Source organism: Rugamonas aquatica, assembly GCF_009380215.1.
Lineage (GTDB): Bacteria > Pseudomonadota > Gammaproteobacteria > Burkholderiales > Burkholderiaceae_D > Rugamonas > Rugamonas aquatica_B.
The window spans coordinates 325,594-343,783 of record NZ_WHUG01000002.1 but is presented as its reverse complement, the minus strand read 5'-3'; the positions used below and the strand labels follow the sequence as shown (position 1 = coordinate 343,783).

General features: G+C 65.0%; 15 protein-coding genes. 3 read left to right on the top strand and 12 right to left on the bottom strand.

Features of this window, described 5'->3' with window-relative positions; all coding sequences use genetic code 11:
• Nucleotides 1–3: 3 nt before the first annotated feature.
• From tssG to GEV02_RS05670, 8 genes are all read right to left on the bottom strand, one after another.
• Nucleotides 4–1,032 carry a type VI secretion system baseplate subunit TssG gene (tssG, locus tag GEV02_RS05705; protein ID WP_235922675.1) on the bottom strand — a complete coding sequence of 343 codons (1,029 nt, stop codon included), beginning with the start codon at nucleotides 1,030–1,032 and terminating at the stop codon, nucleotides 4–6.
• Nucleotides 1,020–2,771 carry a type VI secretion system baseplate subunit TssF gene (gene tssF / locus GEV02_RS05700; protein WP_328595730.1) on the bottom strand — a complete coding sequence of 584 codons (1,752 nt, stop codon included), beginning with the start codon at nucleotides 2,769–2,771 and terminating at the stop codon, nucleotides 1,020–1,022. Before tssF ends, tssG begins: the two co-directional genes overlap by 13 nt.
• A 25-nt stretch (nucleotides 2,772–2,796) precedes the next feature.
• Entirely contained in the window at nucleotides 2,797–3,255 is a 459-nt protein-coding gene (tssE, locus tag GEV02_RS05695) for a type VI secretion system baseplate subunit TssE (protein ID WP_152837005.1), read from the bottom strand.
• A 72-nt stretch (nucleotides 3,256–3,327) separates the two neighbouring features.
• Nucleotides 3,328–3,813: an Hcp family type VI secretion system effector gene (locus tag GEV02_RS05690; RefSeq protein ID WP_152836995.1), complete on the bottom strand. Its 486-nt coding sequence runs from the start codon at nucleotides 3,811–3,813 to the stop codon at nucleotides 3,328–3,330.
• Nucleotides 3,814–3,890: 77 nt separating this feature from the next.
• Nucleotides 3,891–5,384: a type VI secretion system contractile sheath large subunit gene (tssC, locus tag GEV02_RS05685; protein WP_152836992.1), complete on the bottom strand. Its 1,494-nt coding sequence runs from the start codon at nucleotides 5,382–5,384 to the stop codon at nucleotides 3,891–3,893.
• A 51-nt stretch (nucleotides 5,385–5,435) separates the two neighbouring features.
• Nucleotides 5,436–5,969: a type VI secretion system contractile sheath small subunit gene (gene tssB / locus GEV02_RS05680; RefSeq protein ID WP_152836984.1), complete on the bottom strand. Its 534-nt coding sequence runs from the start codon at nucleotides 5,967–5,969 to the stop codon at nucleotides 5,436–5,438.
• Between the two features lie 254 nt (nucleotides 5,970–6,223).
• On the bottom strand, nucleotides 6,224–10,147 hold the full coding sequence (locus tag GEV02_RS05675) for a hypothetical protein (RefSeq protein ID WP_152836976.1): 3,924 nt from the start codon (nucleotides 10,145–10,147) through the stop codon (nucleotides 6,224–6,226).
• A complete protein-coding gene (locus GEV02_RS05670) occupies nucleotides 10,148–10,786 on the bottom strand; it encodes a hypothetical protein (RefSeq protein ID WP_152836974.1) in 639 nt (212 codons plus the stop codon).
• A gap of 164 nt (nucleotides 10,787–10,950) precedes the next feature.
• On the opposite strand from GEV02_RS05670, the gene GEV02_RS05665 reads away from it, so the two are divergent.
• From GEV02_RS05665 to GEV02_RS05655, 3 genes are read left to right on the top strand one after another with little or no spacing between them, the layout of a single operon-like run.
• Complete coding sequence (locus GEV02_RS05665) at nucleotides 10,951–12,564, top strand: transporter substrate-binding domain-containing protein (RefSeq protein ID WP_152836972.1); 1,614 nt, start codon at nucleotides 10,951–10,953, stop codon at nucleotides 12,562–12,564.
• Entirely contained in the window at nucleotides 12,561–13,229 is a 669-nt protein-coding gene (locus GEV02_RS05660; protein ID WP_152836970.1) for a polar amino acid ABC transporter permease, read from the top strand. Before GEV02_RS05665 ends, GEV02_RS05660 begins: the two co-directional genes overlap by 4 nt.
• 12 nt (nucleotides 13,230–13,241) lie before the next feature.
• Nucleotides 13,242–14,804: a hypothetical protein gene (locus GEV02_RS05655; RefSeq protein ID WP_152836968.1), complete on the top strand. Its 1,563-nt coding sequence runs from the start codon at nucleotides 13,242–13,244 to the stop codon at nucleotides 14,802–14,804.
• 38 nt (nucleotides 14,805–14,842) lie between these two features.
• Here the strand turns inward: GEV02_RS05655 and GEV02_RS05650 are convergent, their stop codons facing one another.
• The 4 genes from GEV02_RS05650 to GEV02_RS05635 form a co-directional block, all read right to left on the bottom strand.
• On the bottom strand, nucleotides 14,843–15,223 hold the full coding sequence (locus GEV02_RS05650) for a hypothetical protein (RefSeq protein ID WP_152836967.1): 381 nt from the start codon (nucleotides 15,221–15,223) through the stop codon (nucleotides 14,843–14,845).
• A 138-nt stretch (nucleotides 15,224–15,361) separates the two neighbouring features.
• Nucleotides 15,362–15,709 carry an energy transducer TonB gene (locus GEV02_RS05645; RefSeq protein ID WP_152836965.1) on the bottom strand — a complete coding sequence of 116 codons (348 nt, stop codon included), beginning with the start codon at nucleotides 15,707–15,709 and terminating at the stop codon, nucleotides 15,362–15,364.
• A gap of 71 nt (nucleotides 15,710–15,780) precedes the next feature.
• Nucleotides 15,781–16,119 (bottom strand): energy transducer TonB, encoded by a 339-nt coding sequence (locus GEV02_RS05640; RefSeq protein ID WP_152836963.1) that lies wholly within the window; start codon nucleotides 16,117–16,119, stop codon nucleotides 15,781–15,783.
• Nucleotides 16,120–16,217: 98 nt separating this feature from the next.
• Nucleotides 16,218–17,966, bottom strand: coding sequence for a methyl-accepting chemotaxis protein (locus GEV02_RS05635; protein ID WP_235922674.1), 1,749 nt, complete (start codon nucleotides 17,964–17,966; stop codon nucleotides 16,218–16,220).
• Nucleotides 17,967–18,190 lie beyond the last annotated feature (224 nt).

Below are 18,190 nucleotides of genomic sequence, written 5' to 3'. Positions count from 1 at the left end.
CCGTCAGCCCTCTTCCGTCGACAGCAGGAACTGCGCCGGCTGGTAACTCACCGGCGTGGCGTCGTCGGCGCGGCGCGGGCTGCACAGCCAGGTGCTCAGACCCAGGCGCGGCGGCAGTTCGATGGCGGCGCTCAAGCGCGTTTGCGGCCGCACCGCAAGGTCCAGCCGCAGCCGCACCTGGATGTCGCTTTGCAGATGCCGCGCCACCAGCCAGCCCAGCAGCGCATTGTCCTTCTGTCCCGGCAGCAGGGCCGCGTACTGCTTCGGTTGCAGCGGCGGCGCATCCAGCGCCAGGCCGGCGCCCTGGTCCCAGGCCCGCGCGCCGAGGCTGGCGCCCATGCCCAGCCGCGCCGTCATCGGCGCCGGCTTGCCCGGATCGTGCAGCGTGGCGCGGTCGCACGGCGCCAGCGCATGCCAGCCGCCGACAAACTGTTTGCCGCTGAAACGCACGCCCATGCGGTCGCGTACCACGGCCAGCAGCGACACCATCGAACGCGGCGCCGCGCCCTGCAAACCCGCGTGCCGCAGCCAGGCTTGCTGGCCGTCCGGCCCGCGCACGCCTTCGGCGCGGCCCAGGCTGGACAAGGCGTCCAGGCTGCGCACGATGGGTGCGTGGTTGATGCTGTCCGTGCTCAGCGCCAGGTGGTGCTTGCGGCGGCTGCGGTACAGGAAGCCCAGCAGACGCTGGTTGAAGATGTCCAGGAACTCCAGCCCCGCCATGTCGCGCGCGCGGCGGCGCTCCATCAGCAACTCGGTGAACGGCATCGGCAGCGGGCCTTGCGAACCGGCCAGCGTCAGCACCGGCGTCTTCAGCGTCAGCGGCGGGCCGGCCTGCTTGCTGTCGTGCAGGCCGCTGACGTCGCTGGGCGCGAACGACAGGTCGACCTGCGCCGACAGCCGCAGCGCCTCGTCCATGCCGACCGAGGTGCCGACGTGCGCGCGCGCAGGTTCGCTGCGCTCCAGTATGCTGATCGCCTGGAACAGATCGAAGGCATGCGGGTCGTCCCGCAGCAGCGACATCAGATCAGACATTGGCGTCCACTCATGGCAGGCCACTGCATCCACGGTTCGCCGCCGCGCGTGACGGCCAGGCGGACGAAGGAATTGGCGGAGGTGTACAAAGCGAAAAACCGCGACAGCACGCCGGCCAGCACCAGCGGCGAGGTGCCGACGAAGGCGTCGGCGTCGAACTCCAGCACGATGTCGGTGCCGCGGCAATGGCCGCGCCAGGTATCGGCGCCCAGCCGCGCCGTCGCCACCGACGCCGCCATGCTCTTGACGCCGCGCACCTGCGCCTGGTCGCGCGCGCTGTCGCCGGCGAACAACATCAACATCTGCTGCAAGGTCTGGACGCCGGTGGTGCCGTCGACCAGCGAGCGGTGGTTCAGGCGCAGCAGCGCCACCAGCGACCACAGGGCCTTGGCCTCCATCACCGGCGGCCGCTGGGCGCTGGGCTGGTACAGCGCGCGGATATCGGTCGAGGTGGAGATGCCTTCGCCGTAGAAGCGCGTGCCGGGCGCGATCTGCTCGGCCAGGCCGCGATTGGTGCACAGCAGTTGCGCGTACACCACAGGCTCGTCCGGCATGCTGCGCACATCGCTGCGGTCGACAAAGCTCAGGTAGACGTCGGTGCCGGTGATGCCCTTGCGCAGGCTCATCTCGCGCCGCAGCGACCAGAACACCGTGGCGTCGCCGGCGTCGGCCGCCGATTCGGCAAACACGCTGGGGATGATGCCGGGGCGCTCGGCGCGCGGGTCGGACGCCGTCACCGACACCACCGAGTGCACTTCCATCACCGCCTCGCGCTGGTAGTCCGGCACCAGCATGTATTCGTAGTGGCGGCGGTGCAGGCGGATCGGCTCGCTGGTGACGGGGAACAGGTTGACGGCCGGCACGCAGCCGAGCAGGAAATTGGCGGCGCTCAGCTGCGACAGCACGCGCGCGCTGCGGTTGAACACGAAGCGCAGCGAGAAGCCGGTGCCCGCGCCCAGCCGGCCGCGCAGGCCGGCCAGGTCGAAGAACTGGAACTTGCGCGGGAAGGCAAAGTATTCCTGCAACAGCGCGTAGGCCGGATGGGCGTGCGCCGGCTGCGCCAGGATGGCCTGGCCTTCGTCGAAGCCGACCTCGCTCAGGCTGCCGGGCGACAGGCGGTGCAGCCCGCCGCCGCCGGACAGCAGTTCGATGCGCTCCAGGCCGCTAATCAGCAGTTCGTGCAGCGGCATCGTCGTCAGCAGGTCGCCGGACAGGTGCAGGCGCAGGCGGTCCAGCTCCAGCTCGGAGACGTCGAGGCCGGTGTCGCAGCGCAGGTCGAGGCGCAGCGTGCGCGTGTCTTCCATCTTGATGGCCGCCACTTGCAGCGGCCACAGCGTGGTGTCCCAGGCGACCTGGAAGCGGCAGTTCTCGCCGCTGGCGGCGGTGGTCGACAGCATGGCGCCGCGCGCCACCGGCATGCCGGCCATGACCTTGCCCTGCGAAGAGTCCAGCGTCATCCGCACCACCGTCATGGCCGGCACCGGCTGCGTCAGGCTCGGGCACAGGTTGTCCAGCATGGCGCCGGCGATGGTGGGGAAATCGCGGTCGAGGTCGCGGTGCACGCGCGCCGTCAGGAAGGCCACCGATTCGATCAGGCGTTCGGTGTGCGGATCGGCCGATTCGCCGCCGCTCAGCACCAGCCGCTGCGCCACCTTGGGATAGCGCGCCGCGAAGTCGGCCGACTGGGTGCGCAGATAGGACAGTTCGCGCCGGTAGTATTCGAGGATGTCGTCGCTCACCGCGTGGCCTCCATCTGGCCGACCATCATGCGGCCGCCTGCATCGCGGCCGAACGGGCGTCCAGCGCAACGTCGAAATTGACCCGGCACAGCTGCTGCCCCAGCAGCACCACGGCGGCGATGGCGGCGCGGGCGGCGTAGGGCTTGGCCGGATCGGCGCTGACCTCCACCTTCACGTGCGACAGCCGGGGTTCGTACAGTTCCAGCGCGCGCTCCAGCACCCTGCCCCAGGTGCCGAGATCCTGGTCGGTCTGCGGCGACAGGCTCAGCATGTCCGGCAGGCCGTAGTCGAGCACGGTGGGGTCGCCGTTCAGATAGGCGTCGATGGTCAGCGCATTGCGCACGTTGAACAGCCGCATCAGGTCCAGCTGCAGCGAGTGCTGCAAGCCGCCGCCATCGAGCAGCCTGCCATCCGGCGAGGCATGGTGCGCGCCGGTCAACCGATCAAACAAGGGAACGAGCGACGCCGTGATGGCTTTAGACATAGGGTTCTGTACGAGCAGCACTCAAGACGGGCGATCGGCGGCGCGCCCGGGGGCGCCCGCCGCAACGCCGCATCAATCCGCTTTCATCGTCTCCAGGTTCCAGTTCCAGGTGCCGGTACCCTTCGCGGAGGAATCCGCCTGCTGCTGGGTGTAGTCGCACTTGATCTTGGTGAAGTTGAGCGAGAACGAATCCGACGGAATGCCGCCACCGCCCGAGGTGCTGATGTTGGAGATCATGGCGTTGGTCATCTCGTACGTGAAGAAGTTCATGTACTTGCCGTTTTCCACCCGCCCCACGTGCAGCTTGGCGCTGCCGATCTTGGTGCCCTGGGTACAGGCCTTGTACATCTCGGTGGTCGACAGGTCGGACATTTTCGAGAACGAGATCTCGGAAAACACCGGACGCCCGGAAGTGCGCTCGGTGTTCGATGCATCCATTTGCAGCGGCATCGAAGCGCTGTGCGAGTACGACAGCACGATGATCTTGGCGGTGTAGCCGGTGACCATGCAGTTGCCTACGATGGTGGTGCCCAAATCCAGAATAAGTACGTCAGACATTGCTGGCTCCAAATTTTTGAGAGCCCGCCCGGCGGCGCTGCCGGGCGGGCGGGAACATCAGTGTATGCAGCGGGGCATCAACCCAGGGCGGCCGGCAGTTCGGCCACCAGGCGGATCGACGTGGTCAGCTCTTCCATCTGGAAGTGCGGCTTGAGGAAGACGGTGGCCGAATAGGCGCCGGGCTTGCCCGGCTTCTCGGTCACGTCGACCCGGCCTTCGGCCAGCGGGAAGCGGGCCTTCTCGCCCTGCGTCGCGTTCTGGCTCAGCAGCACATAGCCGCTCAGCCACGAGTTCAGGTAGTTCTCCACGCTCTGGCGGGTCTGGAAGCTGCCGACCTTGTCGCGCATGATGACCTTGATGTAGTGCGCGAAGCGCGAGGCCGCCAGCACATACGGCAGGCGCGACGACAGCGCCGCGTTGGCGTTGGCCGAGTCGAGGTTGTAGACCTTGGGCTTGTTGACGGTCTGGCCGCCGAAGAAGGCGGCGAAGTCCGAACCCTTGGAATTGACCACGGCGATGAAGCCGAGGTCGTTGAGCTCTTTCTCGCGGCGGTCGGTGATCGTCACCTCGGTCGGGCACTTGAGCACGACATCGCCTTCGTCGGTCTTGAAGGTGTGGGCGGTCATGCCCTCGATCTTGCCGCCGCCTTCGACGCCGCGGATCGCGGTGGTCCAGCTGTGCTTGGCGTAGGCGTCGGTGATGCGCAGGCCCAGCTGGTAGGCCGAGTTGGCCCACAGGTATTTGCTGTGGTCGCGGCCGTTGACGTCTTCCTCGAAGCTGAAGCTTTCCACCGGAATGGTCTTGGCGCCGTACGGCAGGCGCGCCGAGTAGCGCGGCAGCACCATGGCGATGTAGCGCGAGTCTTCCGATTCGCGGAAGCCGCGCCACGAAGCCAGCTCGGCGCTTTCGAAGATCTTCGACATGTCGCGCGGCACTCCCAGGTCGGTGAATTCGGTCATGTCGAACAGCGACGGTGCGGCGGCGGTGATGAACGGCGCGTGGGCGGCGGCGGCCACCTTGGACAGGCGCTGCAGCAGGGCCACGTCTTGCGGATGGCGGCCGAAATAGTAGTCGCCGATCAGCAGCGAATACGGGGCGCCGCCGAAGGTGCCGTACTCTTCTTCGTAGACCTTTTTGAACAGCACGCTCATGTCGTGGTCGACGGCGCTCTCCAGGTCTTTCAGCAGTTCTTTCTTCGACACGTTCAGCAGTCGCAGCTTGAGGGTCGGGCCGGTTTCGGTGCCGTACACCATGTCGTGCAGGCCGCGCCAGGAGCCTTCCAGTTTCTGGAATTCCTCGTGGTGCATGATGGCGTTGAGCTGGTCGCTGAGGATGCGGTCGATCTCGGCCACGCGCTCGTTGATGGTGGCGACCACGCCCTTGTCGGGGGCGGTCTTCATGCCTTCGTCCAGCACCTGCGTGGCGAACTGGCCCAGCAGTTTCTTGGCGTAGGCGTGTTGCGACGGTTCGACCGCCATCTTGCCTTCCTGGACGATGCGGTCCAGCAAGCTCAGCTCGCCGGCGGATTCCGTCGACTTGGCGCCGCCCTTGGCGGATTGACTAGTAGCCATGATTTAGCTTTCTCTGTAAGCGATGAGGGGAAGCACGCGCGCGGCGTGCTATCAGGATGGGGTCGCTTCTGCGTCCGCCGCCGGGGCCGCGTCGGCGTCCGGTTCCTGGTCCTTGAGTGTCTTCAGCTCTTGCGTGTTCTGGACGATGTTTTCCAGCAGCGCATCGAGCTCATCGTTACCGTCGAGTTTGCCGAGCAGGTCGCGCAGTTGTTGGCGCACTTCCAGCAGCTTGGCCAGGCGCGGCACTTGCTGCACGATGGCTTCGGGATGGAAGTGGTCGAATTCGGAGAAGTTCAGCTCCACCTTGAGATTGCCTTCGCCCTTGAGGGTGTCGGGCACGGAGATGTCGAGACGCGGGGCGATCTTGCCCATGACTTCGTTGAAGTTGTCGCGGTCGATTTCGATCAGGCGTCGCGCCTTGAGCTTGGGCGGTGGCACCAGGGGCTGGCCGGAAAGATCGGCCAGCAAGCCGACCACGAGGGGCAGCTCTTTTTTTTCAGTGGCGTCACCGATTTCGACGTCGTACGTGATTTGCACACGAGGGGGACGGTTACGTCCTACCCATTTTTGTAAGCTGTCTGACATTCACATCCTCACATTATGGTGACTAGCGGCCGACGATACTTTTCATGCAAAAACAGGCGGACTGAGCACGAGGCTACCTCTCATGACACCACCATTCGCTGCGCCGCAACGTAATTGATAGGTACAAAGATTTCCGATACTCAATTGATATTAAATGTAAATTCTATTACGAACAAGCTATTTCAAAATTTCACACGTCATATTTTCGCCACGCATTTGAGCAGGATCAATATGACAAATTGATGACGGTGTTTTTAGTTGGCGGCTGGCGGGCCGGCGGGTGGTGGGATTGCATCTTTGAAGCTTTGCAGGGTCGCGGCTGGGTCTGATGGAGGGAGTTTGGCAGCGGCTTCCCTGGCGGCTTTGAGTTTGTCGGCCAATGCCTGGGCGGCGGCTGGATCGGCGGCGGGTGGTGTGGCGGGAATGTCGATTTTTGGTTTGAGCGCCGAGAGTGCGTCGGTCGATGGGAGCTCGACTTTTGGCTTGGCAGTGGCGAGGACGTCGGCCGGTGGAATGCTGGCTTTGGGTTTGGCAGCAGAGAGGATGTCGGCTGCGGGGATGTCGGCTTTCGGTGCGGCGGCCGCGAGTTTGTCGGCGGACGGGATGTCGAGCTTGGGCTTGGCGGCTGCGAGCGTGTCGACAGCTGGGATATCGGCTTTCGGCTTGGCCGCTGCGAGTGCATCGGCCGCCGGAGCGTCGGGTATCGGCTTGGGGACTGTCGACTTGGCTGCCGCGAGCGCGTCGGCTGCGGGAGCATCGGCTTGCTTCGAAGCTGGCGCGGTCGCGGTCGCGGTCGCGGTTGGAGCGGCGGCATCGGCGGCGGCGCCATCGGGCGCGACTGCGGGCGTTGCGTCGCTGGCCGCAGCATCCGCAGCGGGCGCCGATGCTTCGACAGGTGGAGAGCCCGCATCCGTCGATGCAGCGGCTGGCGAATCGGCTGCTGCGGTTGCCGTCGCATCGGTCGATGCAGCGGCTGGCGAATCGGCGGCTGCGGTTGCCGTCGCATCAGTCGCGGCGCCTGCCGGCGCAGCTGCGGCATCGGGAGTGGCGGTTGCCGATGCTGCGTCAGTGGTGGTGGCCGTTGCCGCAGCATCGCCGTCGGCCGTGGTGCTGGTTGCGGCGTCCGTACCAGCTGCCGGCGCAGCTGCATCGGCGCTGGCAGCGCCTGTGGCCTCAGTTGCGGGTGCCGCGTCGGCGGCGGCTGCATCGGTGGTCGCCGTGGCGGCCGCTGCATCGGTTGCAGCAGTGTCGGTGGTTGCCGTAGCGGCTGCGGCATCGGCTGCTGTCGCATCGGTGGTTGCGGCTGCGGCAGCGGTTGCGGCGGCGGCCTCGGTGGCTGCTGCGGCTGCGGCGGCATCGGCGCTGGCGGATGTGCCGCCATGCTTGACCACCTCCGCGTCGACAATCGCCTCCGCCTTGATCGCCTCAGCGCGCGCCACGTTGACCTGCGCCTGCACCGCCTCCACCTGCGCCACCGTCTTGTTAATCCCCGCCTGCGCCTCATCCTTCATGGCCGTCGTCTGCGACGCCGCATCGTCCGCCGCCGCGCCCACATCCTGCTCGCCGGCGACCACCTGCGCCGCCAAGGCCTGCTCCGACTCCTTGGCCGCGTTGGCCGCCTGCTCCGCCTTGTCCGCCTCCGACTTCACATCGGCCAGCATCGCATCGCTATCCGGCACATACGGCTCCATCGCCGTCTCCGACTCCGTCTGCGCATCCTCCAGCGAGCCCGACATATCCGCCAACGCCCCATCCGACTCCGCCGCCACACCCTCCGCGTCCTGCTTCATCTCATCGAACGAGGCCTGCACCTGCTCCGCCACAGGGCTATCGACCATCGCCTCGCCCGCGCTCTGCGCGCCGGACGCCGTGTTGTCCGCCGCCGTCTGCACATCGCTGACGCCTTGCTGCGCCTCGTCCGCCGCCTGCCGCGCGCGGTCCAGCAAATCATTGGCCGCCTGCTGCGCATCGCTCTTCCAGCTATTCACCTTGTCGGCCACGGCGGCAGCGCTCTGCACCTGCGATTGCACCTGATTGAACGTCCCCGCCACATCGTCATAGAACTGCGCATACGGCGCGATCTGATCGCCCACCGCGCGGATGTTCAACCCCGAAATCGCCTGCGACGCCTGGTCCACATACGACAAGGCCTGGTCCGCCGCCTGCCGCACCTGCTGCCGTGCCGTTCCGCTCACCGAGTCCACCTGCCCGCGCGCCGTGGCCAGCGTGTCGGTCAACTTCTGCAGCGGCTGCATGGCCTGCTGCTTCACCGACGCCAGCGCCGCGCTGAGCTTGCCCAAGCCATCCTGCGCCATCGCCGCCGCCTTGCCGACCTCCGCCTTGCCCTGCTGCAGAACGTTCTGCAACGGCGCACCGGCGGCCTGTATCTGCGCCTCCAGCGGCTTGAAGGTCTTGTCGAGCAAGTCCGACAGTTGCTGCTGCAAACGCCGCACCAAGGCCTCGCATTGCAGCTTGGCCAGGCACTGCTCGGCGGCATCGCGCACCTTGTCCAGGATCTGCTGCACGGCCGCCTTGGCCTTGTCCATCTGCTCCTGCATCAGCGGCGGGATTTTCTCGGCCGCCGCCGACACCTGCTTCAACGCCGCCTGCATCTGCTCCAGCAAGCCGATCAGCGCATCGATCGCCGCCTGCACCTTCGCGATGGCCTGGTCCAGCAGGGGGTTGAGTCCATCGACCAGCGTGATGGCCTGCTCCATCAAACCGGTGGCCTGGTCGCCGGCCGCCTTCACCGCCGCGCGCGCGCTGACGATGGCAGTCTTCACGCCCGGTATCATGGCCTTGATGCCGACGAACAAAGTGCGCGCCGCCATCAACGGCGGCGCTTTCATCATGTAGCGGGTGCAGATTTCGATCGCGCCGGTGCACAGCGCGTCGGCCTGATCGAGCTCGCCGGAGGCCGCATCGAGCGCGCTGTTGGCCTCGGCCACGAACACCGGAATATTGTCCTTCACCTGCACCAGCATGGCGATGGCGTCGGCGATCATGGTGCGCACCGGGACGAAATTCTCCGGCAGCTGGCGCAGGATGGTCTTGGCGTTTTCCGCTTCCTCATCCAGTTCCACCATCAGTTGCAGCACCTTCTCCACCTCGGCGCGGATGGTGTCCAGCACTTCCTGCAAGGCTTGCTCGATGGCTGCCACGCTCCGCTCCAGCGCGTCCAGCGGTTCCATCGCCTTCTTCACCATGCCATCCACGGTGGCCGCCGCTGCGGCCAGCTGGTCGATGACGACGTCGGCCTGCGCGCGCGCGGCGGCCAGCGGCTTGATCAGGATGTCGCTCAGGCGGCCCAGCTGCGCCGACGCTTCATCGAACAAGGCATCGCAGTTGCGCGCCTCGTCACCCAGCGCGCGGTTGATGTTGTCGACCAGATCGATCTGCGCCTGCAACGGCGCCAGCAGCGCATTGCCTTTCTCGCTGAGCAGGTCGGATACGCCGCTGATGGTTTGCGTGGCCTGCGCGGTGGCGTCCTGCATCGCCGCGTCGAGATCGGTGACGTTGCCGTCCAGCGTAGCGCGCAAGGCCTTGACCTGCGCCAGGCTGTCCGCCTGCAACTGCTCGGCGCGCGCCAGCACGGCTTGCACGGCGTCGTTGCCGGCGCCGGGACCGCCCTGCATCGTGGCCAGCTGTTTCATCTGCGCCGACAGCGGCAGCAGGTCGCGGCCGTACTGCTCGACCATGGCGCCGGTGCGTTTGGCCAGGTCGGCCAGCGCCTGCCCGCGCGACGGCAGGCTGTTGAAGAAAGTCATCTGCGCGCCGAAGTCCGGCACCAGCCCGGACAGCTCGGGCAGCAGCGTGCTCATCGCTTCGACGGCCTGGTTGGCCGAGGCGATCACCGTCTGCACGCCGGCCGTCTGTGCCAGTAGGCGCTGCGGGATCGCGGCGGCGTCGTTGGCCAGCTTGCGCAGGTCGCTGGCCGCCTGCTCCAGCACGCCCGTGCAACAGTCCAGGATGGGTTGCGGATTGAGCAGGTCCGGAATCGCCTTCATCTGCTCCGCCACCTTCTGCATGTCCTGGTTCAGCGAGGCGGCGGTGGTCGTGACTTCGGTGGCGAAGGTCTTGCCCTGCCCGACGATGGTGTCGGCCGCCTTCTGCACCGCGCTGGCGATGTTGACCGGACATTGCGGCAACACCTCGATGGAGTGGTCGATGACTTTCATCTAGAGCGAACCCAGCGTGGAGGTGGTGCGCTCGGTGGCCGCGCTCAGCGCCGCCTTGATCGCCGCCACCTTGGTCGGCGCCGGCTCCAGCGACAGCGAGGCCGAGCCCACCGTCGAGATCGTCACCTTGACCTGGGCCAGCGCGTCGTTCAGCTCGGGCAGCACTTCGGCGCCTTCGATGCGGATATCCTCCAGCACCGGCAGCAGATTGGGCACGACGGGGATTTGCGGCACCGCGCTCAGCGCCGGCAAGGCCGACAGCGCCGCGGCCGACATGGCGGCCGCCGGCGGCGCCACCAGCCGCCCCGGCATGGCCTGGCGGCTCAGTTCCTCCAGCACGACGACGGCGCCGCTGACCAGGCGTCCGGCCAGCGCGTGCAGCCAGCCGTCCACGCCCGCGTGGGCGGTCGCCAGCGACGGGCCGGAACGTTGCAAGATCCATTTGAGTTCGGCGCGCGCGGCCGGTTCGCCCAGCCAGTAGCGCAGGTAGCTGTAGGCGTCGTCGGCGGACGCGAAGCGCCGGCGCGAGCCCGCCATGTGCGCTCCGCCCTGCAGCAAGGCCTGTCCGACCTGGCCGCCAGATTCATAGAAGGTGACGCGGCTGGAATGGCGCCATAGGCTGGCCAGTGGATGCAGCATGGATGTCTCGGGAGGACAGGTGTCGATTGACAATAACATGAGCAGCTTGATAACGCAATCCACTCCACGGCACGGCCACGCCACAGTGCCAACCGCCGTCGTTGCGTGATGAGCCCGCATTGGGGTAGCATGAAAATCGGTCTGGGCCCCAGAGAAAAACAACCATGCGGAATCGAGCTTTTTTGTACCTGTTGGGTCTGATCGGCTTGCTGTTCCTGCCACTGGCGGCGCAGGCGGCGGGCGACAGCGCATCGCTCGACAACATCCGCAGGAAGGGCGTGATACGGGTCGGCGTCAAGACCGACTTCAGCCCCTACAACTCGCTCAACGCCCAGGGCGAGGTGGTCGGCTTCGAGAGCGATATCGCCGCGCTGATCGCCGGGCGCCTCGGCGTCACCCTGAAAAAAGTCAGCATCACCACCGAGAACCGGTTTCAGAAACTGGAGCTGGGCGAGGTCGACATCCTGATCTCCACCGTCGGCGACACGGCGGCGCGGCGCAAGATCGCCACCGCCGTCGAGCCCGGCTACAACGAGACCAGCGTCAACGTGCTGTTCAAGCCGGGCGAGGCGGTCGACACCTGGCCCAAGATACGCCACGAAACCATCTGCGCGGTGCAAGGCAGCTATTTCAACAAGCCGATGAGCGAGCGCTATCTGCTGGAGCTGCAAACCTACAAGACCGTGCGCGACGCCCACCTGGCGCTGCGCGACGGCCAGTGCTCGGGCTTCCTATACGCGACGGCGGCGCTGGCCAACACCAGCAAGCTGCCCGAGTGGCGCGGCTACACGATGCCGCTGCCGAACGCGCTGATCACGCCGATGGCGATCTTCATCGCGCGCAATGAGCAAGGCGGCGAACTGGATCTGGCGCTGGGCAATATCCTGGCCGAGCTGCACCGCACCGGCTGGCTGCTGGAGGCCAACAACAAATGGGGCATCGCCTCGACCGGCTGGCTGACGGCGCAGAAGGCGATCTGGTCCGAGCAGGACAAGAACGGCCAGTACAAATGCGTGCGCAACAGCAGCGGCCTGTGGGTGGCGGCCTGCCGCAGCGGCGAGTATGTGTCCAGCACCGAGGTCACCGGCATGCAGGCGGTCGGCCTGTGGGTCAAGGAGCAGCTGGGCGTGGACCTGAACTTCATCTACGATCCTTACGACCGCACGCAATTCCTGACCGGCGTCGCCTACTCGATGCTGCTGATTACCTGCAGCATCGCCATCAGCCTGACGCTGGGCATCGCGGTCGCCATCGCGGTGGACGGGCGCAGCGGCCTGGACACGCGCGCCATCCACACCATCATGGCCTACGGCCGGCTGACGCCGCCGCTGCTGATGATGTACCTGATCTTCTTCGGCTTCGGCAGCTGGACCATGCGCGAGTTCGGCCTCAAGCTGCCGGCGTTCGCGGTGGCGGCGTTCTGCTCCGGCTACTACACGGCGGGCATGGTGATGCGCGCCTTCCTGGAGGCGGCCAACCACGTGCGCAGCAGCGAGCCCGGCTACCGGCTGCGGCTCAGGCAGCTGGCGCGCACCGCGCAGTACGCCAACTGGCCGGTCAAGCAGGCGCTGATCAACCTGACCAAGCAGACCATGATCGCCTCGGCCATCGCCATCCCCGAGCTGCTGAGCGCGAGCAGCCTGCTGATCGCCGAAAAGGGCAATATCTTCCTGACCATGACGGTGCTGCTGATTACCTTCTACCTGATCACCAGCCTGTGGACGCGGCTGTTCGACTACCTGGAAAAGGCCTGGCTGCCGGCGGCGGAGCGGCCATGAACAACGAGACCCTGAGCTTCCTGCTGACGTGGACGCCCTTTCTGCTGCAGGGCTTCCTGTGGAATGTCTTCATCGCCGTGTGCGCGGTGGGACTGGGCTCGCTGATGGGCGCGGGCCTGGCCTGGCTGCGCGTGACGCGCCACGGCCGCACCGCCGCCCTCGCCGAACGCATCTCGACCTTCTTCCGCGGCGTGCCGACGCTGGCGCTGATTTTCTACGCGGTGTTCGTGCTGCCCAGCGAGTTCGTGCTGCCGGGCAGCGGCGCCACCGTGCACATCCCGCAATGGATCAAGGCGGTGATCGGGCTGTCGGCGGCGCCGCTGTCGTTCACCTCCGAAAGCCTGGTGGTGGCGCACCGCGCGTGGCGGCGCGGCGACATCGGCGCGGCGCTGCTGTTCATCCCCACCTGGATCAATGTGTTCCTGATTTCCTTCATCGCCTCCAGCGCTTCGTCGCTGGTCGGCGTGAGCGAACTGGTCAGCCGCTGCAACACGGTGATCGCCGCCACCGGCACCAGCGTCATGGTGCCGGTCTACCTGTATTGCAGCCTGTATTTCGTCGTCACCTCGCTGGTGTTCACGGCGCTGATCGGCAAGTTCAAGACTTCGGCCTTCATGGCCCGCATCGCCCAAAAGCTGACCGACTCTGCCCGCCCCCATCCATAGGAGTTTTCCGCCATGCCACTCACGTTCAACGAAGAGATCGCACTGCAGGCCGCCTTCATGCACATCAAGCGTGAGCGCAGGGAATCCTTGCAAGCCATGTTCAACGGCACGCAGCTGCGGCCCAAGAGCCGGGTGGAGGACGCCAAGACGCTGGCCAAGGACGCCAAGGATTGCAAGAAGAAGCTGGGCGCCATCCCCGGCGTGGCGGTGCCGCACTTCAGCGTGCCGCAGCTGAACATCGACCTGTTCAAGGGCATCGACCTGCGCGGGCTGGTCGACTTCCGCATCCCCGCCATCGGCCTGCCGAACTTCGACATCAACCTGATCCCCGATATCCGGCTGGGCTCGATTCCCGGCTTCAGCCTGCCGACGGTGCGGCTGAACCTGAAGGGCCTGATCAAGTTCAAGGACCTGCTGCCGGATATTTCGCTGCGCGCGCTGGTGTTCCATATCGGCCTGAAATTCCCCGAGCTGAACATCCCTTCGCTGCTGTTCGACCTGAGCAAAATCCTGGACGTCGATTTCGACATCGCCTTCCCCCGCATCCGCGACCTGTTCCCCGACTTCTTCAAGATCGACCTGAACATCAGCCTGCCGCACCTGGCCATCCCCGACATCAGCCTGCCCAACGTCAACCTGCCGAATCTGGACCTGCCCAGCATCAACCTGGGCGAGATCGATTTCAGCAAGATCCACATCCCCGGCTTCGACTTCCCGACCATGCTCAAGGTGCCGGGCTTCGACAAGGTGCTGCGGCTGCTGTTCGAGCTGTTCGATTCGATCGACATCCACGTCATCCTGGCCGAACTGGGCGTGGAGTTCATGGCCGACTTCATCAGCTCGGCGCTGCCGCTGGTGCAGCAGGTCAAGGCCGGCGCCAAGGCGGCCAGCAACTGGGGCACGGCGGCGATGGACTGGCACAAGGCGCGCAAGACCACGGTGCAGCGCGGCTTCCTGCTGCCGGGCGACGCGCGCGACGCCTGCGACGCCGTGGCCGCGCTGCTGCGCACCAGCCGCAACGAGCACGCGGCGCTGGCGGCGATCCAGACCACGCAGCTGGCGGTGTCGACGGCCGGCCTGTTCGCCGACCTGGGCGGCGTGACCGGCCCGGCCACGGCGGCCGCCAGCGCCATCGCCACCACCTGCCAGAAGATCATGATTATGGGTGCGCGCTACAAGGAAATGAAGAAGGTCAACCTGGTCCTGAGCACCTCGTCGATGGAAGCGCTGAGCTCGAACATCTTCCTGGTGTCGCCGCTGCTGGGCTGCTACTACCTGGCCAACAACAGCACCAGCAGCGTGCTCAACATCCTGTGCAACAACATCATCGAGGATGGCTGGATGGCGCAGTGGGAACAGAACAAGCGTCAGCACCTCGATCCGCTGCTGACCGAGTGCGCGCGCTTCATTTCGGAATCGCGCTACGTGCTCGATCCGGTGCGGCAAAACAAGGGCATGTTCGTCGAGAAGAGCGGCATGGACAAGCTGAAGGAGGGACTGACGCTGTACCTCAAGAAGAAAGCCGGCATGGCGCCGGCCCACGCCAGGGTGGCGACGCACAAGTATGTGGGGTGAAGCGGCCCGCCGCGGGGGCGGCGGGCGTCAGGCGAGAATCAGCGGCGGTGGTAGCCGCGGCCCCGGTAATGGCCGCCGCAGCACCAGTGGCCGAACGAGAAGTCCAGGCCGATGCTGACCGGCGGATAGTAATAGGCAGGCGCAGGTGCGTAATACACCGGCGCGGGCGCGTAGTACACGGGCGCAGGCTGGACGTAGGTGGTGGTGTAGACCGGTTCCGTGGTGTAGACCACGCGCGAGCTCGACGCCGGCGCTTGCTCGGTCGTGTAGCCGTCCCGATCCGACGGCGCGGACGAGACGGTGTGCCACTGGTACGGATCCTGGACCACGCGGGTAGTGGTGGCGTAATAGCCGGGCTGCTGGACGGCACAGCCGGACAGTGCCGCCACTGCGGCGACAACGGCGATGATGGTTTTCATGGCACTCCTCCTAGTTTCAAAGTGTACTATATAAGGAAGCGCGCCGCCCCGAGAGCCCGATTACAGCTTGTTACAACGCTTGTGACAGCTGAAAAAAAAGGAACCGCACGCGGTTCCTTTTTGACGACTTGGGGAATATCAGTCCAGCTTCCAGGCGTAATCGACCTTGGTCCAGGTTTCGGCCGGAGCGCCGTCCTTGGTGCCCGGCTTGAACTTGCAAGCGCTCAGGGACTTGATCGCCGCCTTGTCCAGGTTCTTGAAGCCGCTGCTCTTGTCGACCTTGGAATCGGCCACGGTACCGTCGGCCTTGATCAGGAAGGACATCGAAACCGTACCCTGCTCTTCGTTCATCAACGACGCTTTCGGGTATTCCGCCTTGCAGTTTTTGGCATCAAAACTGGCCGGGACTTCGGCAGCAAACGCTACCGGTGCGCTCGAAACGAGCACTGCTGCGATCACACTCAACCAACGCTTATTTGTAGACATGATTTCCCCAAGTGTTTGTATCCGGCACTCAGGCCGCGCGTCGCCGCACGGCCCCGTTTAACACTAGCTGATTACAGCTTCCAGCTGTAGTCGACTTTGGTCCAGGTCTGGGCAACTGCGCCATCCTTGGTGCCTGGCTTGAACTTGCAAGCGCTCAAGGCCTTGATCGCAGCCTTGTCCAGATTCTTGTAGCCGCTCGACTTGTCGACCTTGGACTCGACGACGTTGCCGTCGGCAGCCACCAGGAAGGACATGGTCACATCGCCCTGCTCTTCGTTCAGCAGCGATGCTTTAGGGTATTCAGCCTTGCAGTTCTTGGCATCCAGGGTTGCTGGCACTTCACCGGCGAAGGCGGTCGAAGCGGCGGACAGGATGACGGCGGCGAATACACTGGTCGAAAACTTATTCATTTTGCAATTTCCAAACTTATTATTAAAAACTGGTTGATCGAATCCCACAGCGGACCTACATGCCGCGCAAAAGCGCGACGGCAGACTGCGGCAAAGTTTTAAAACTCTTCCCACTCATCGCTGCCGGCTGCGCTAGCTGCCGAGGCGACTTTCTTCGGTTTGGCTGCTGCGGCAGGCGCCGGCGCGGAGGCCAGTTTCTTGACAGGAGCACGGGCCACGATCGGTTTGACCGGAGCCTTGGCGGCGGCAGGCTGGTACACCGGAGCCGACACGCGCTCCTCGCCTTCCACCAGTTTGAAGATGCTGACCACGCGCGACAGTTCTGCGGCCTGGTCCTGCAAGCTTTGTGCGGCGGCGGCGGCTTCTTCCACCAGCGCGGCATTTTGTTGGGTCATGCTGTCCATCTCGATGATGGAGTGGTTCACCTGCTCGATGCCGGCGCTCTGCTCCTGGCTGGCGTTGGCGATCTCGCTCATGATGTCGGTCACGCGGCGCACCGAGGCCACCACTTCGTCCATCGTCACGCCGGCCTGGCCGACCAGCTTGGTGCCGGCGCCGACTTTTTCCACCGAGTCGTCGATCAGCATCTTGATTTCTTTGGCGGCGCCAGCGGAACGCTGGGCCAGGTTGCGCACTTCCGACGCCACCACCGCGAAGCCGCGGCCTTGTTCGCCGGCACGGGCTGCTTCCACCGCCGCGTTCAGCGCCAGGATGTTGGTCTGGAAGGCGATGCCATCGATCACGCCGATGATGTCCACAATCTTCTTGGCCGAAGCGTCGATCGAGCTCATGGTGTTGACCACTTCCGACACCACTTTGCCGCCCTTGATCGCCACGTCCGATGCTGCCGACGCCAGTTGATTGGCTTCGCGGGCATTGTCCGCATTCTGTTTCACGGTCGAGGTCAGCTCTTCCATCGCCGAAGCGGTTTTTTCCAGCGAGCTCGCTTGCATTTCGGTACGCGACGACAGGTCGATGTTACCGGCGGCGATTTCACGCGAGGCGGTGCCGATGGTTTCGGTGCCCGAGCGGACCTGGCCCACGATGTCGACCAGGCTGTTGCGCATTTCCTTCATCTCGGACAGCAGGCTGTCCTTGTCGTTGCCGTCGGTGTCGATCGAGATCGACAGGTCGCCGTTGGCGATGCTGCCGGCGATCGACGCGGTGTAGTCAGGTTCGCCGCCCAGCTGTTTCAGCAGGCCGCGGGTGATGACGTAGGCGGCGGCGACCGAGATCGCCACGGCCAGCACGCCCAGGATAATCATGAAGCTGCGGGCGGACGAGAAGCCGGCGGCGGCGTCGGTCTGCACTTGCGCGTTCAGTTTTTCTTCCAGCGCGCCCAGTTGATCCAGCGCGGCCATCCATTTTTTCTGGGCCGGACGGATTTCCTTGATCAGGACTTTGGTCGCTTCTTCGGCCTTGTTGGCCAGCCACAGTTCGGACGCCTTGGCGATGGCCGGCATGGCGATCGCTTCCTGCTCCTTGACCGTTGCCAGCAGCGCTTTTTCTTCCGCAGTGGCTTCGTTGGCGAACTGTGCGCTCAGTTTGTTTTGTGCATCGGCGTACTTGGCAGCCAGTTCCTTGATGCGGTTCATGTCCGGTTCCATGTCGGCGGCATCGGTCATCATGGTCAGGATGCGCAGCGAGGTGACGCGATCGCCGACGTTGGCGCGCATGTCGACCACCAGGCGCGACACGACATTGTTCACCGTAATCACGTGATCCAGACGATCCTGAATCTGTGCCATGCGGAAGATACCCACGGTCGTGACGGCTACCAGGAATAACAGTACCAGGGCGAATCCGAGGCCCAGGCGCGTTCCGACTTTCATTTTTGCTAAATTCATTTCGTCTTCTTCTTAAGTGACACAGTTGATAAGAGTGCCCTGGATAGTCTCGTCTTGTGCACGACACAATCCACCCGGCCCTTGCTGCTAGGTAATATCTGTGACAGTAGCAAACAATGACTGCGAATGCAAAACTTGCGGCTCCACCGGCTGCTTGCATGTAGTTTTACCGCAATATACAAACGTCAATACAAGGTGGATATGTGTGTATATTCAGGAATTAT

Coding starts and splice junctions, on each gene's coding strand:
- tssG (WP_235922675.1), bottom strand. CDS start 1,032: ATGTCTGATCTGATGTCGCTGCTGCGGGACGACCCGCATGCCTTCGAT.
- tssC (WP_152836992.1), bottom strand. CDS start 5,384: ATGGCTACTAGTCAATCCGCCAAGGGCGGCGCCAAGTCGACGGAATCC.
- GEV02_RS05645 (WP_152836965.1), bottom strand. CDS start 15,709: ATGTCTACAAATAAGCGTTGGTTGAGTGTGATCGCAGCAGTGCTCGTT.
- tssB (WP_152836984.1), bottom strand. CDS start 5,969: ATGTCAGACAGCTTACAAAAATGGGTAGGACGTAACCGTCCCCCTCGT.
- tssE (WP_152837005.1), bottom strand. CDS start 3,255: ATGTCTAAAGCCATCACGGCGTCGCTCGTTCCCTTGTTTGATCGGTTG.
- GEV02_RS05690 (WP_152836995.1), bottom strand. CDS start 3,813: ATGTCTGACGTACTTATTCTGGATTTGGGCACCACCATCGTAGGCAAC.
- GEV02_RS05675 (WP_152836976.1), bottom strand. CDS start 10,147: ATGAAAGTCATCGACCACTCCATCGAGGTGTTGCCGCAATGTCCGGTC.
- GEV02_RS05650 (WP_152836967.1), bottom strand. CDS start 15,223: ATGAAAACCATCATCGCCGTTGTCGCCGCAGTGGCGGCACTGTCCGGC.
- GEV02_RS05640 (WP_152836963.1), bottom strand. CDS start 16,119: ATGAATAAGTTTTCGACCAGTGTATTCGCCGCCGTCATCCTGTCCGCC.
- GEV02_RS05635 (WP_235922674.1), bottom strand. CDS start 17,966: ATGAATTTAGCAAAAATGAAAGTCGGAACGCGCCTGGGCCTCGGATTC.
- GEV02_RS05665 (WP_152836972.1), top strand. CDS start 10,951: ATGCGGAATCGAGCTTTTTTGTACCTGTTGGGTCTGATCGGCTTGCTG.
- GEV02_RS05655 (WP_152836968.1), top strand. CDS start 13,242: ATGCCACTCACGTTCAACGAAGAGATCGCACTGCAGGCCGCCTTCATG.
- GEV02_RS05660 (WP_152836970.1), top strand. CDS start 12,561: ATGAACAACGAGACCCTGAGCTTCCTGCTGACGTGGACGCCCTTTCTG.
- GEV02_RS05670 (WP_152836974.1), bottom strand. CDS start 10,786: ATGCTGCATCCACTGGCCAGCCTATGGCGCCATTCCAGCCGCGTCACC.